This is a genomic window from Mycobacterium sp. (genome assembly GCF_029961025.1).
Classification (GTDB): Bacteria; Actinomycetota; Actinomycetes; order Mycobacteriales; family Mycobacteriaceae; genus Mycobacterium.
This window is the reverse complement of the sequence record NZ_JASBVP010000002.1, coordinates 629668-644012: the sequence shown is the minus strand read 5'-3', so window position 1 is coordinate 644012 and position 14345 is coordinate 629668. Positions and strand designations below refer to the sequence as shown.

The following is a 14345-nucleotide window of genomic DNA, read 5'->3' as shown; positions in this document are numbered from 1 at the left end:
TACGGCAGACATCGGCTATTTCTCTTATTTCTCTCTTTTCGGATACATTCGGATTACGGGCCGCCGCTGCGACGGCTGGCCACTAGCTCAGGCAGGCGGTGAAATCCCGGGACAGCCGCACCCCGGGGAACCATCGACCGTCGGGCAGGGTGGCGGTCAGGGCGTCCACCGCCAGAGCGATCGCGAAATCGGTTCCGGGGGTGAACGTGGAGATCCATTCGCCGTCGTAGGCCCGCGACGGGCTGACCAACACCCGGCCCGCCGTGGTGTCCACGATGCCCACCCCGACCTCGCTGGTCGCATACCCGCCGTCGCGACGCTGGCCGGCAACGATCTCCACGTAGCTGCGCGGGCCGGTGAACACCGCCTGCACCACCGGCCGGGCCGATTCCGGGATACCTAAATACCCCAGGACGTCGGCCAGCGGTGTTCCGGCGCGCAGCCGCTCATCAGCGCGGGCACCGACGTTGGCCGGCAGGTTGAACTCCTCAAACCGGGCCGGTGGCCGCTGGGCGAGCCCGGCGCCCAGGACCGGAACCAGCGCCCGGGGATCATCGATCGTCATCGCGGTGAAGGTGACCAACTGGGCGCTGCGCAGGGCGACCACGGTGGCGTCGCCGCGTCGCGCGACGATGCCGCGCAGCATGCCGGCGGCCTGGGCGGGTCCCACGTAACGCAGTTCCAGCCAGCGCTCCGGGAAGCACACCACCCGAATCCAGTCGGCCACCGCCGGGTTGACCGCGCCGTCGGCGCCCACCACACCCATGTCGCTCAACTCACCGCGCTGACGGTCCAGGAAGGCGGCCCGCGCGGCGGCGTCGGTGTAGGGGGTGGTGATCGCCAGCACCCATGGGAACGTTCCTGCCCCAACGGTTTCAGCGATGAACCAGGCGTTCTCGACGGTCAGTTCGACAGCGTTCGGCTCAGCAACCATCGAGGTAGCGGGGTCGGTCTAGCCACCCCATTTGGCGGCTTCGGCCTGGTCGCGGGCCAACATCGAGGTGGTGTTCATCTCGTGGGTGCCGGCCATCGCCCGGTAGGCCAGCACGAGTTGCTCCAGCGCCTGGTTCCACTGGGTTTGCCAGGCCTGATAGGTCATGCCGGTGTCACCCTGCCAGGCACCCGCGAGGGCGGCCTGTTCGCTGGCAATATCGGCACCCACGGCCTGCAGGGTGCCCGCATAGCCGGCCATATCGGCGGCGTGAGCCAGCATGGCGGGATAGTTGTACATGATCTGCGACATGAAAAATGCCCTCTCTTGTTAAGCGGGGTTAAGCGGGTGCGGCGTGCTTAAAAGCCGGTGTAGGTGCCGGCCGCGGCGGTATCGGTGGCCACGTAGGTGCCCGCCGCGTCCCCGATGTTGGCCTGGGCGATATCGAGCAAGGTGTTGATCTTGGCGGCGGCGGCAACGAACCGGGCGTGCGCGGCCTGAAACGCCGCCGCCGACTCCCCGACGTGAAACGCCTGCGCCGAGAGCGCCTCCTGCTCGGCCTGGCCGATCGTGGAGCGCATCAGGGCCGCCTTGGCCCCAAACGCCGACTCCGCGGCTACCAACTGCGGGATGTGTGCATCCAACAGACTCATGGTTCACTCTCCAATCGATTGCGGGCGTAAAAATTCAGGCACAGATTTTTCAGCCGGCCGGCCCCCTTTCCCCCGGCGCGCCGGGCGTTGCGGCGCCGCTCCGGGCCGGTGACGCCATCGCTAACTCCCCGCGGCCAGATACGTCGCAGCCGCCGCCGCATCACCCGCGGCATAGCTGGCGCCGGATTCGCCGACACCGACCCCGGCGCGGCCCAGCTCTTCGGCACCCTGGGCCGCGACCACAGCGTGCTCGGCGCCCCGGATGCTGAACCCGGCCGCGGTCGACACCGACACCGGATCGGCCGCCGGCGGCACCACCGCCGTGATCAGCGGGGCCGCCGCGGCCTGTGCGGCCGCCAGCCGGGCGGTCAGCGCCTCCACCGCAGCGCTGGCCGCGGCCAGCCCTTCGGGAACCACTCGCAGCGTCATAACGTGTGCTCCTAATCGGTTAGTAGGGATGGGTGCTGGTCGTGTTGACCGGGGTCTGTTTCTGGCGGGGTCTGCCGCCGGGTTGATGCCTGGTGTCTCCCGGCGTTCGACGCCTTGTGAAAGAGCGGCGCGCCTGGCGGCAGGTCACGTGTGTGGGTGGTGGGATGCTGTTGCCCGAGCTTGCCGCGGGGTTGACTTCCTGATGGTTGTTCCCGAGCCTTGAGCTCTTCGATAGAACGAGGTCTCGCGGTGGGCTGGAGTCACGGACGGCTACTGAGATGACGGACCATCGAGTCCTGCGATTAGGGCGCCGCACAACTCCGCCGGGGACAACACAATCACCGAGTACCGGAGGGATGCCTTGGCACTGTTTTGTGGAATTGATTGGGCCACTGATCATCACGATGTCGCGGTCGTCGACGACGACGGGCGTGTGGTGGCGCGCGGACGGGTCAGCAATGACGCGGCCGGCTTCGCCCAGCTGTTGACGCTGTTGGCCGATGCCGGCGACACCGCCGATGATCCGATCCCGGTGGGGATCGAAACCGACCGCGGGCTGTGGGTCGCTGCGCTGCGCGAGACCGGTCGGGTGATCTATCCGATCAACCCGCTGGCGGCCTCCCGCTATCGGGCGCGGTATGCGCTGTCGGGGGCCAAATCCGATGCCACCGACGCGGTGCTGCTGGCCAACATGGTGCGCACCGACCCCGACGCGCACCGCCCGCTGCCTGCCGACACCGAGCTGGCCCAGGCCATTAGGGTGCTGGCCCGGGCTCAGCAAGACGCGGTGTGGGCGCGCCAGCAGATCGGCAACCAGATCCGTGACCTGCTCAAGGACTTCTACCCGGCCGCGATCATCGCCTTTGCCGGGCTGCCCAGCGGGGGTTTGGCCCGCGCCGATGCCCGCGCCATCCTGGCCGCCGCACCCACTCCCGCCGAGGCTGCCCGGTTGACCCCGGCGCGGCTGCGCCGACTGCTGATCAAAGCCGGCCGCCGCCGCGACCTCGACCGCGACGTCGAGCGGCTGCGCGCGGTGTTCACCGGCACCTACCTGCACCAGCCGCCCGCAGTCGAAAACGCCATGGGCATTCAGCTGACGGCGCTGCTGCGCCAGTTCCAGGCCGCCAGCGCCGCCGCTGATGAGTTGACTGAGGCGGCGACCGCCCATTTTGAGCGACACCCGGACGCCGAGATCATCACCAGCTTTCCCGGGCTGGGGAAGCTGGCCGGCGCCCGGGTGCTGGCCGAGATCGGCGACGACCGAACCCGCTTCGCCGACGCCCGCGGATTGAAGGCCTTCGCCGGATCCGCCCCCATCACCCGAGCCAGCGGCAAGAAAACCATAGTGACACACCGCCATATCAAGAACCGGCGCCTGGCAACTGTCGGGTCGATCTGGGCGCTGGCCGCGCTGCGCAGCTCCCCGGGAGCCCGCCGCCACTACGACGCCCGCCGCGCGGCCGGAGACTGGAACCGCCAAGCCCAACGGCACCTGTTCAACAAGTTCCTCGGCCAGCTTCACCACTGCCTGCAAACCGGCCAGCCCTACGACGAACACCGGGCGTTTCCACCTCCTCTCCCACTCACGGCTTGACTTTCAACTTCCTGAGATGTCTTTCACTACATCTCGCGGCCCTCGGCCCCGACGGCCGCGGTCGCCAGCGGGTTGACCAGCTGCACGAACGTCGGGGTGTCGCCGTCGCCGAGCAGCATCGCCCGCCCGGCCGGCAACCGGACGAACCGCTGACCACGGAATTTCCCGCTGTCCACCGAATTGCCCGACAGCATCAGCGTCGTCGCCTGCAGGTCGTTGAGTCGGCGCAGCAGCGTGTTCGTCATGACCGCATGCCCGGAGCCGCTGGCCCGCGCGGTGACCACCACCCGCAACCCCACGTCCGCGGCCTGCCCCAGCAGCGGAATCAGGGTGGCCCACGGCCGCTGCCCGGCATACGGGCCGCCCATCGCCGGGGTATCCGGTATCTGGTCGACATCGTCGATGAGCAAGTAGTGCGTGTGGCCCCGGTAGGTCCAGCGGGCCAGCTCGCCCGTCGGCAAACCCGCCGGCGGGCGCCGCGCCCCGAGCAGGGCGGAAAGGCCCAGCATCGCCGGGATGACCCGATCGAGGTTGGCGGTGTACTCGTTGTCCGGGAACAGCGGCTCATCGACGAGGTGCAGCCGCCGGTCCACCACCGTGAACGCCACCTCGTCGGCGCCGGAGTGGTCCCGAATGGTGCGGATCAGGTGACGCAACAACGTGGTTTTGCCGGTCTTGGAATCGCCGAACACCATCAGCAAAGGATCCCGGGCGAAGTCGATCTCGACCGGGGCCAGATCCTCTTCCCGCAGGCCGATCACGACCCGCTCGCCGCCGCGGTACGTTGCGCCGACCGCCTCCGGCGCCAACTCGGTGGGCAGCAACCGCACCCGTGGGGCCTGCACCCCGGGGTGACGGGCGTTGATCGCGGCCACCATGTCCAGCTCCGGTGCGGCGAACAGGAAGTGCTCACCGGCCATCGTCAGCCCACGGCCCGGCTGATCGGCCGGCACCGACTCCGCCGGGCGCCGCAGCGCCCCGGCCACACGCACATTGCTGTCGCGGGGGTCATGCAGTTTCAGCTCCAGCCGCAGCCCCAGGCCGTCGCGCATCGCCAGCGGAACCTCCAGCCAGCTCGGGGTGGTGACGACCACGTGGATCCCGTAGGCCAGCCCCACATTGGTGAGCTCAGTCACCTTGGCCAGCAATGGGTTTCGGGTGTTGAACTGGTCGGTGTTATCGCGGCTGAACGCGTAGAGATTGTCGATGACCAGGAACACCTCGCCGAACTGGTCCCGTGACCCGTCGCCGCGCCGGTCCCGGAAGGCTTCGCGGCGCTGCCGGGAGTGCAGCAGCTGCTCGAGCTCACCGAAGGTGCGCCGGATCCGTTCGGGTTCCAGCGGCGAGGCCACGCTGCCGACGTGGGCCAGATCCCGCAGTGCCTGCAGCTGCCCACCGCCGTAGTCCAGGCAGTAGAACGTGACATCGCGGGGTGAGTGCAGGTTCGCAGCCGACAGGATAAATGTTTGCAGCGCAGCCGATTTACCCGATTTGGGGCCGCCGTGGATCACCATGTTGCCGGCCGCGGTGGTGGCGTCGAACACCAGCGGGTCGCGGCGCATCTCGAACGGCTTGTCGATTTCGCCCAACGGCCAGCGCCACTGCCGTTCGCCGACGTCGGCGCGCGCCAGCACCGCGCTGAGCGGAATCGGCTCGTCCAGCGGCGGCAGCCACAGCTGCGGCGCCCGCGGCCCGTAGCGGGCCAGCTGGTCACCGATGGTGGCGATCAGCTTGCGCGGCGGGCTGGCCGGCTCGTCCTCCTCACCGACGACCAGGGTGTGCTGATCCGGCTCGACCGGGCCGGCGGTAAACAGCTTGGGTTCTGGAATCGAGTGCACTACTACGTTCTTCGTTGCTCGCGGCGGGTCGTAGATGCCGTCGACGTAGGTGCTTCGGAATTTGATCGGTGTCGCGCCCGGGGCGGGCACCAAGAAGCCCTCGCCTTTGTGCTCCTTGCCGGCCTCGATGTGGTAGGCGTCCTCCACGCCGATGATCTGCCGGGACACCGCGGGGCTGGCCACCTTCAAGCCGATGCGGTAGGAGGTGTTCTTGTCGATGTCTTTGATCCTGCCCACGTCCAGCGTCTGGGAGGCGAACAGGATGTGGATCCGCGACGAGCGGCCCTTGCGTGCGACATAGTCGAACAGCTCGGCGTATTCGGGGTAGTCGGCCAGCATCAGGCTGAACTCGTCGGCCACCACGAACAGCGTCGGGATGGGGGGCAGGTCATGGCCGGCGGCGATCGCGTTCTCGTACTCGGTTACCGAGTTGAACGCGCTGCCCTGCACCCGCCGCCCCGCCTCACGGAGCAACGCCTCACGGCGAGCCACCTCACCCCGCAGCGTGTCGGCGAATCGCTCGGCCAGCGACTTCTTTTCGGCCATGTTGGAGATCACCGCGACGACCTGGGGGAAGTTGCGAAAGCTGTCAGCTCCGGCCTCGCCCTTGAAGTCGGCGTAGATCACGATCAGCCGCTCAGCGGAGTGGGTCGTCAACAGCGACAACAGGATCGACATCAACATCTGCGATTTGCCGGAGCCGGTCATGCCGATCATCAGGCCGTGCGGGCCCATCCCGCCCTCGGCTTCGTCTTTGAGGTCGAAGATCAAAGGCTCGCCGTTCGCGGTGACGCCGATCGGCACGCGCAGCTCTTGCTCGCGGGGACGCGGCGCCCACAGGGCAGGCACGTCGAGCTGCGACACGTCGGGGATGCCCATCAGCGCGCCGAAGGTGGCGCCGCGGGTGGCCGCCGACCGCAACCCGAGGTGGGTGGGGTTGGAGTCCCAGCGGGACAGCCGCCGCGCGAGGTGGCTTGCCTCCTCGGCGCTGAGCCGGTCCGCAGCATCGAGGTAGCGCTGCCAGCCGCCGGTCTGCCAGCGGTCGATGGCCCCGTGCGCGATCCGCAGGATCGGGCGCTCGGGATCCGAATACTGTTCGCGGTGCGGGGGTGTGCCGCTGCGGTGCACGACGGTCACCCCCGCCCAGCCGGCGGCCAACGGCGAGGCGTTCACGTCGCAATCGGGGTCGTCGACGACGATCAGCAGGTGGCGTAGCGCGCCGGCGGACCCCGCGGCGAAGGCCGGGCGATCGGCCAACGCCGGGCCCAGCAGCGCGGCCAGGTCCTCGAGACTGGTCGATAGGTAGCGGGCCGGGCCCACCCCGTCGAACTGGCCGGGAATGTCGGCGTGCGGCAACCATTTCAGCCACGCCCACTCGGGGTTCTCCAGGCCGGGGGCGGCCAGGGCCACCCCGAGGACCGTCGGGTCATGCCAGGTCACCGCCTGCGCGATCCACGCCCGCAGCGCCGCGCGCACCTCCTCGGGCTCGCCCAGCACGGTGATCCGCGACACCTTGGTCAGGTCGATCCCGGTCGGGATGTCGCGCACCAGGCGATGGGTGTCGAGCAGGGCGCGTAACGCGCTGTGGCACACCGGTTCCAGGTCGATCTCGTCAGCGGTGTCGTTGACCCGCAGGGCGCCGTCCAGCGGCTGCGCATGCCGGCCGGCCCGGACCACCAAAAAGTCGTCGTCGTGCGGGTCGCGTTCCCACTGGCGGCGGGTGCCCGGCACGGCCGCCAAATCGACCGGATCGGGGTGCGACCACTCGGCGGCCGCCCGCTGTGCGGCGGCCTGGGCGCGCACGTTGTCCCGCACCACCGACAGATAGCGCAGGTAGTCGGCCCGTTCGGCGTCGATCTCTTCGGTGCGCGTCTTGTTGGCGCCGCCGCGGTAGAGCGCGGTGGCGGCCAGCAGCAGCACAAACGGAAAGAACAGCGTCTGCGGGGAGATCAGCCGGATCCCGGTCGCGACCAACGCGATCACCATGCCGACGATCAGCATCACGATCAAAAAGGGCAACGCGCGCCGCAGCAGCGACGGCGGAATCACCCGGGGCAGCTGCGGGGGCGCCTCGATGACGATCGTGCCCTTGCGCACCGGCGGGGGCGGCAGCCGGCGGCGCGCTTCGAAGATCAGTCGGCTCATCGGCTCTCTCTCCCGCTAGCAGCTGATACCCCCGGCGCTGCGGCCGGGCGGCCGGACCGGGGATCGGGTGGCAGGGCGTCGTGCGCCACCAGTGCGTCCGGGCGCGACAGCGTGGGCCCGGACGCGAACAGCGACAGCATCGACCACGGGATCGGCAGCGGAGGTGGGTTTAGACCAAGGGCCTCAACGGTTTTGACGTGTCCGACGGCATCCGGGGTGTCGTCGATGCCATAGCGCACCCCGACGTCGGAGACCCAGAACAGCGACCCGGATGCCGGTGCTGCCGGGCCCTGACCGACCGTCTGCACGAAGTAGCCGATGCCCGGCGATAACGCCACGCGGGTGGCGGACCCGGCGGCCCCGCCGCCGACGAGGTCGACGGTACGCACCGTTTCGGGCACCGGCAGCATCGCACCGGAGAGCAGGGTGAGTGAGCTGGCGGCGGCCCCGGCCGGCTTGCTCCACCGCGCGCAGGTGAGGGGGTTGCGGGTGGCGTCGACCAGGCTGACCCGCTGGTTGGGATAGCCGGTGGTGTCCAGGAGCCGCGACACCGGCAGCCGCGCGACCTGGTCGGCGCCCAACCGGGGGGGCTGCTCAAGGCCGTAGGAGTTGCTGTTGCGCAACACCGCCGCCAGCACCGCGGAGATGGGCTGCAGCCCGTCGGGCAGCACCGCGTAATACAGCATGGTGTTGTCGGTCGCATAGGAGACGACCACCGCCCCGACCGGCGCGGAGACCGGCAGCGGAAACCGCGGTGGCTTGCCGGCATCCGGAATGCTCGGTGCGCTTAGCGCCGGTGCCTCGGGAATCGCGTTGAACAGGCCCGTGGCGATCGGCCGCGGCGCCGGTGTTTCAGCCGACCAGCCCAGGGCGTTGGTGACGGCGTGGTCGGCCAGGTTGATGGCGCTGCGTTTGCCGTCCCACAGCAGCCACGTTCCGGTGCCGTTGTCGACCAGCACGCCGTGCCCGGCGCCCAGCGGGGCGGCGCGGGTGCCGGTGCTGTCGGTGGGGCCGGCGATCACCGTGACCCCGGCGGCGGGGCCGGAAACCCCGTCGCACACCGTCCAGTTGGCGTCGCGGGAGGTGGTTTGCACCATCCGTTCCGGCGCCCCCGGAATGCCCAGCAGGTTGCCGCGCGGGAACCTATCCAGCGCACTGCTTTTCACCACGGTCGGATTGACCGCCCGCCCGGCGATCAGCCGGGCCGATGTCAGGTTGAGCACCGGGTGCAACTGCTCACCGACCCGCACATACAGCGCCGCGGTGGACCGATCGGCCAGCACCGGGCTGCTGCCGGCCGTCCCGGTGGGACGGATCAGCGAGAACACAAAGCAGCCCGCCGCCGCGGTGACCAGAATCAGCATCCCCACCAACACCGCGCGGGTCTGGGTGCGCAACGGGTCGACGAGCATCCGGGTGTCGTGCAGGGCCACGCCGGAGGCGATCCGGCGCATCACGAACCGCCAGCCGCTCACCTGATGGCGGGTGACAAAACCACGCCGATAGACCACCTGGTCGGGGTTGGTGTTGATCGGGGTGCGCGACGCGAACGAGCGCCGATCTCCCTCCGGCTCCGGATTCGTCACGCCGGCACCTCCAGGCCCAGCCCGAGCAGCAGCGGCTCCACCGAATTGCGGACGTCACCGGCGGTGATGGTCATCAATTCCTCGTCGGTGAACTCACCGGTTTCGGCGTGTTCGGAATGATCCAATCGGTACTCGCGCTCCTCTTCGGCTTTTTCGACGACGTTGCGCACGAACCGGCCATTGCCGGCGATGTCCAGGCCGCGGCGTTCGACGCCCGACGCATCGGGTTTCCTCACGTGGGCCAAGTGCTCGAATAAGGCCTCGAGGTGATCCAGCGCGGCCTGTTCGAAGACGCTGTCGCGTTTTTTGGCCATAAAGTTCGCGATCTCGATCAGCTCGGCAGGCTTGTAGGACGGGAAGTCGATGCTGCGGGTGAACCGCGAGCGCAGACCTTGGTTGGTGTCGAGGAATTTGTCCAGGTCGGCGCGGTAGCCGGCGACGATCACCACCAGCCGATCGCGGTCGTTTTCCATCCGGGCCAGCAGCGTGTCGATGGCGACCAGGCCGAAGTCGTTCTTGGCGCCGGTGGCCACCAGGGAGTAGGCCTCGTCGAGAAACAGCACCCCGTCCAATGCGCTGTCGATGATCGCGTTGGTTTTGAACTCGGTCTCGCCGATGTGCTGGCCGATCAAATCGGCGCGGTGCACCTCTTTGATGTTCTCCTTTTTCAGCAGCCCCAGCCCGCAATAGATTTTCGCGATGACGCGGGCGATGGTGGTTTTGCCCGTTCCCGGCGGCCCGGTGAAGACCAGGTGGTGGGTGCGCTGCGCCACCTCCAGCCCGCGCTGCTTACGCACCACCTCCATGGCCACCGCGCTCTTGAGCCGAGCGACCTGGTCTTTCACCTTTTCCAGGCCGATGAACTCGTCGAGTTCGCGTTCGGCCTCCGCCAGCAGCGCGCGCTTGCGCTCATGGGCGCCCGGGTCGATGAAATCGGCGGGACTGGGCTCGGTTTCGGGATCCCATGGGTCGGTGCGTGCGTCGATGCGGGCCGCCGTGGTGGTCACGATTCCGAAGCTGGAATCCAGCAACGCCTCTTCGACCTGGGCGTTCTCCGGGTTGGCGGCATACAGGTCCTGCAGCACCTCCCGGGCGGTGTCCTCGTCGCCGTCGGCACGCAGCACCAGCGCCTTGGCCAGGGCACCGTCAACCGCGGCGACGGCGATCGGCCCCTCCGGTTCCTCCAGATACGACAGCGCGGGCGCGAACATGCCCAGCCGGGCCAGCGCGATCCCCAGCGTGATCTTGGTGGCGTGCGCGAAATGCTCGTCGAGACTTGGGCCGTTGACGATCGGGGTGAGCAGCTTAACCACATCCGCCCAGCGCTGGGCGCGGTGCTGCAGGGCGATCTCCACCCAGCGGGCGTCGAGCCAGTTCGGGCGGCGCTCGCGGATGCCGGCGACCACCTGGTACGCCTCGGCTAGCCGCCCGGCATCGCCCAGCGCCGCGGCGTGCGCGAGGCGGAAATCGTCCGGATCGGTGGCGCGAAACCGGAGATACAGCCCGGTTTCGTAGTGAAAGCCCAAGGATCCGGGCTCCAGGTCGACCTGGCGCTGCAACACGCCCGCGGTGTCGATGGTGCGCGCCACCGCTTCCAGCACCTCCGGGGTCACCACACCGGCGGCCGCCAGCCCGGTCCACGCGTCGCAATGGTCGTAGGCGATGCGGGTCAACGCGGTGAACCCTGATCGGGCGGCATCGAGGTCCGCCGGGCGTTGGCGGTCAAAAACCCTCAGGCCGAGGGCGCGGCAGCAGGTCGCGAAGCGACTGACGACATCGCCGTCTACTCGCGCCGGCCTGGTGGCGGTGTCCGGTTGGCTTGCCGGCGAACCCGCGGCACCCGCCGGTGCGGCCGGGCGTGGTGGCGCCACCGGGTAATCATGCGTGGTCATCACGGGTCCTTTCGGCACAACGGCCGTTCGGTCCGCACCTGACGCAGGTGGGGACGTCGACGGGGCGCCGGCACGCGGGGATCATCGCGGGCACTCCTGTCGGGGGGTTCGCCGAACAGCGGCCAGCCCGACCGTCCTGACCGACGCATCGTCCAGCGGGCGGCGACTGAACGGGCCACGACGGCATTCCACACGACGCCGGGCCGGCGGACAAGACCCGGTCCGGGTAGGGGGTATCGGGTCGTCCCTCTGGGGTACCGAGTCCTTGAGGTGCCGAGCTTCCATGTTGGACTGCCTCCAGCTAGACATGCCTAACCTAACTAAAGGAAGTTAGCATAGCGTAAGCTAACTGTCGATGGATCCGGGTCCGGCGCGCGGCGGGCAGCGGGCGGCGGTGCGCCCAACGCGCCCAGGTCGGCACCGCAGTGGCGGTCATGACCCCTTCCAGGATTCATTGCGATCCGCCGGCTCGGTCTTTGGTGCCGCTGACCAGACTGACCCGCGCGATCATCGACCCCGCCTGGGAATCGGGCGGGGGTAGCGGCCGGCCGAGTCCACGCAGGTAGCCGGCCAACGGGGTCATGGACGTGGTCCATCCTCGATCGCCGAACCACTTGTCCGCCGGAGCGCACCGCTCGTTGTAAATCAACTGGAAAAACAGCCGGTCACCGGCGGCGCGTTCCTGTTCGACCGCGGCCGCGAACTCGTCGGGCTTCATCGGAGCCCCATCTTCGACGGCAACGCGACTACCGCAAACAGCCAACGTGTCGATACCGATGAACAACTGCTCCTGGGCAGTGGCGGGCAGATAAACCAACAGCCCCTCGGCTAGCCAGGCTGATGGTCTGGAAGGGTCAAACCCGTTGTCTCTTAGCGCTTGTAGCCAGTCCTCGCGCAGATCGACGGCGACCTCGCGGCGCTCCGCGCGGGGTTGAGCGCCGTGCACGGTAAGCACCCGACGCTTGAAGTCGAGCACCTGTGGGCGATCCAACTCGAAAATCGTTGTCCCGTCGGGCCACCACAACCGGTAGGCACGCGAGTCCAGGCCGGCGGCCAAGATGACTACCTGGCGCGCGCCGGATTCGACGGCCCAGCGGAAGTAGTCGTCGAAAAACCGGGTTCGGGCGCCCTGGTAGTTGACGAAATGCTCGCCGAACTCGCTGCTTTTCAGCGGGTGATCGGGAGCTTTGCCGTCGAGCAGGTCGGCCCAATCGCCCCCGATGGCACGACAGAACATCTCGGCATACGGGTCCACGGCCAGCGGGTCGGGTTTCTGCGCTTCCAATGCACGCGCGGCCGCCACATTCACTGCGGTCACACCGACACTGGTTGTGATGTCCCAATTGTCACCCTCGGTTCGCATTACCCAGACCCTACGCTCGCGCATTGCCGGTAACACCTCCAATGGGGCAATCCGCCGTACTGGTCACCGAGACCGGATGCACCGCTTTGATTTCCCGACTCTCCGAGTTTGGCATTGCATTCCGATTGCGCAGTTAGCGGAACTTGCAGCACCATACGACTGATCGATATCCTTCCCAAACCGGGTGCGGCTCATAGCGTTAATCGTCGCCGTCTCGGGTCTCGCCGGCTCGATCCGGATCCCAGGTGCTCGGCATCATCGGCATGCGCGGGCCGTTGCCGAACTCGTCGTCGGCCAGCACGGTCAACCCCGTGGCCGCAGTGGCCTCGCCCGTGCGCACCGTGCCGGCGACCCCTAACGGCCCCGCCCCTTGATCGGAGGCCACCGTTGACGCCACGGGCCGCACAGTTGGCGGCGCGTCCCACTCGGGATCGACCACGACATTCATATCCATGAACTCGTCGCTATGCCCGCGCAGCTTCGCGCGTCGGCGCCGCCGGGCCCGCGCCTGTTCCGCAGCGGACGCCGCGGCTGCCGCCGCAGCGGTATCGGGTTTGAACGCTTTCTTTTTGGCGCTCGAACTCGCGCTGATGCTCATGCCGGTGCCGAGGCCAAGACCCGGTGGACCCACGAGGTATGGGACTGCAGGCGGTGCAAAATTTGCCGGGCTCACGGTTGCGGGCGTGGGCGGCGGGGGGCCAGCCACCGTGCTCGCCGCGGGCGTGGGCGCCGAAGCTGGCGCCGGGGCGGGCGCCGGCACCGACACCGCAAGGGTCGGGGTCATCGCCATTGCCGGCGGCGCGGCAGGCGCAGCCGCGACGGGTATGTCGACGGCCGTGGTCGCCGGCTCAATGCCGGCCAGCCCCGCCAGCCCGCCGAAGGCGCCCAGGACCCCGGCGGGTGCGGCGCCCACCGCGAGGGGCAAGGCGTACAGCGCCTGATACGGCACGCCCAGAAACTGAGCGAGTTCTTCCACGTGAAGCGGGAAATCGAACAGCTGCCAACTAATGAACCACTGGATAGCCGCCACCGGGTTTCTCACCAGGTCGTAGAGAAATTGTTGAAAATCCTCAAAAAGTTCGAGGGCTCGAACAACCCACCACATTGGTTGAGCCGGGTTAGCGTATGAATCGTAGGTCAGCCCGTTGAGGGTACCCGCCGCCGGATTCCAATTGAGCCCGAAGCCGTGCAGGATCTGCGCGATGAAGTTATCCAGCGGGTTGTCGATCAGCGGGTCGTGTGCAACTTGGCTATTTCCGATGCCGAAGTTTTGCAGGATGTTCTGAAGCCACTGCGGCAGATTCAGCGGATTGTTCGGATTGAGTTGCGCGGCCGGCGAGGCCGGGGGCGGGTCCTGGATGTGGGTGTCCGATTTCAGGATCGGCGGGGGCGGGTCGGTGCGCGGCGCGGACGCCACCGCCGTGGTGGCGACCGCCTGATAGCTGCTCATCGTGGTGGCGGCCTGAACCCACATTCGGGCGTAGTCGGCCTCGTTGAGCGCGATCGGAATGGTGTTGATCCCAAAGAAGTTCGTCGCCACCAGCACCGCGTGGGCGGCATGGTTGGCGGCCAGCTCGGCCAGCGTCGGCATGGCCGCCAACGCCGCGGTGTAGGCGCCGGCCGCGGTCTCGTGCTGGGCGGCCATCGCCGCGCTGTCGGCGCTGGCCCGCGCCAGCCACGCCAGATACGGCGCGTGCGCGGCCGCATACGATTCCGCGCTGGGTCCCTCCCACGCCCCCGCCTGCACCGTCGCCAGCACCGCGGCGAGCTCGTCGCCCGCCGCGGCGTATTCGGCGCTCAGCGCGTTCCACGCCCCCGCAGCCGCCAGCAACGGACCGGGCCCCGGGCCGCTGGACAGCAGCGCCGAATGCACCTCCGGCGGAAAGGCCATCCAGATCGGCGCCGTCATCGGCC

At 68.5% G+C, this 14345-nt stretch carries 10 protein-coding genes; 1 reads left to right on the top strand and 9 read right to left on the bottom strand.

Annotated elements, in window-relative coordinates; genetic code table 11:
• Positions 1-82: 82 nt before the first annotated feature.
• The 4 genes from QJR12_RS03665 to QJR12_RS03650 form a co-directional block, all read right to left on the bottom strand.
• Positions 83-934: an ESX secretion-associated protein EspG gene (locus tag QJR12_RS03665; protein WP_300576337.1), complete on the bottom strand. Its 852-nt coding sequence runs from the start codon at positions 932-934 to the stop codon at positions 83-85.
• An 18-nt stretch (positions 935-952) separates the two neighbouring features.
• Entirely contained in the window at positions 953-1243 is a 291-nt protein-coding gene (locus QJR12_RS03660) for a WXG100 family type VII secretion target (protein ID WP_300576335.1), read from the bottom strand.
• 47 nt (positions 1244-1290) lie between these two features.
• Positions 1291-1584: a WXG100 family type VII secretion target gene (locus QJR12_RS03655; RefSeq protein WP_300576332.1), complete on the bottom strand. Its 294-nt coding sequence runs from the start codon at positions 1582-1584 to the stop codon at positions 1291-1293.
• A 120-nt stretch (positions 1585-1704) separates the two neighbouring features.
• Entirely contained in the window at positions 1705-2013 is a 309-nt protein-coding gene (locus QJR12_RS03650) for a PE family protein (RefSeq protein WP_300576328.1), read from the bottom strand.
• A gap of 367 nt (positions 2014-2380) precedes the next feature.
• Between QJR12_RS03650 and QJR12_RS03645 the strand changes: the two genes are divergently transcribed.
• On the top strand, positions 2381-3607 hold the full coding sequence (locus QJR12_RS03645) for an IS110 family transposase (protein WP_300576469.1): 1227 nt from the start codon (positions 2381-2383) through the stop codon (positions 3605-3607).
• A 26-nt stretch (positions 3608-3633) separates the two neighbouring features.
• Here the strand turns inward: QJR12_RS03645 and eccCa are convergent, their stop codons facing one another.
• The 5 genes from eccCa to QJR12_RS03620 form a co-directional block, all read right to left on the bottom strand.
• Positions 3634-7590 carry a type VII secretion protein EccCa gene (gene eccCa / locus QJR12_RS03640; RefSeq protein ID WP_300576325.1) on the bottom strand — a complete coding sequence of 1319 codons (3957 nt, stop codon included), beginning with the start codon at positions 7588-7590 and terminating at the stop codon, positions 3634-3636.
• A complete protein-coding gene (gene eccB / locus QJR12_RS03635) occupies positions 7587-9176 on the bottom strand; it encodes a type VII secretion protein EccB (RefSeq protein ID WP_300576322.1) in 1590 nt (529 codons plus the stop codon). The genes eccCa and eccB overlap by 4 nt, the downstream gene beginning before the upstream one ends.
• The gene (gene eccA, locus QJR12_RS03630; protein WP_300576319.1) at positions 9173-11068 is read right to left on the bottom strand and encodes a type VII secretion AAA-ATPase EccA; all 1896 of its coding nucleotides are present in this window, start codon (positions 11066-11068) and stop codon (positions 9173-9175) included. Before eccA ends, eccB begins: the two co-directional genes overlap by 4 nt.
• A gap of 451 nt (positions 11069-11519) precedes the next feature.
• Positions 11520-12431 (bottom strand): class I SAM-dependent methyltransferase, encoded by a 912-nt coding sequence (locus QJR12_RS03625; RefSeq protein ID WP_300576316.1) that lies wholly within the window; start codon positions 12429-12431, stop codon positions 11520-11522.
• A 199-nt stretch (positions 12432-12630) separates the two neighbouring features.
• Positions 12631-14340, bottom strand: a complete 1710-nt coding sequence (locus QJR12_RS03620; RefSeq protein ID WP_300576313.1) for a PPE family protein — start codon at positions 14338-14340, stop codon at positions 12631-12633.
• Positions 14341-14345 lie beyond the last annotated feature (5 nt).

Coding starts and splice junctions, on each gene's coding strand:
- QJR12_RS03665 (WP_300576337.1), bottom strand. CDS start 934: ATGGTTGCTGAGCCGAACGCTGTCGAACTGACCGTCGAGAACGCCTGG.
- QJR12_RS03660 (WP_300576335.1), bottom strand. CDS start 1,243: ATGTCGCAGATCATGTACAACTATCCCGCCATGCTGGCTCACGCCGCC.
- QJR12_RS03655 (WP_300576332.1), bottom strand. CDS start 1,584: ATGAGTCTGTTGGATGCACACATCCCGCAGTTGGTAGCCGCGGAGTCG.
- QJR12_RS03650 (WP_300576328.1), bottom strand. CDS start 2,013: ATGACGCTGCGAGTGGTTCCCGAAGGGCTGGCCGCGGCCAGCGCTGCG.
- eccCa (WP_300576325.1), bottom strand. CDS start 7,590: ATGAGCCGACTGATCTTCGAAGCGCGCCGCCGGCTGCCGCCCCCGCCG.
- eccA (WP_300576319.1), bottom strand. CDS start 11,068: ATGACCACGCATGATTACCCGGTGGCGCCACCACGCCCGGCCGCACCG.
- QJR12_RS03625 (WP_300576316.1), bottom strand. CDS start 12,431: ATGCGAACCGAGGGTGACAATTGGGACATCACAACCAGTGTCGGTGTG.
- QJR12_RS03620 (WP_300576313.1), bottom strand. CDS start 14,340: ATGACGGCGCCGATCTGGATGGCCTTTCCGCCGGAGGTGCATTCGGCG.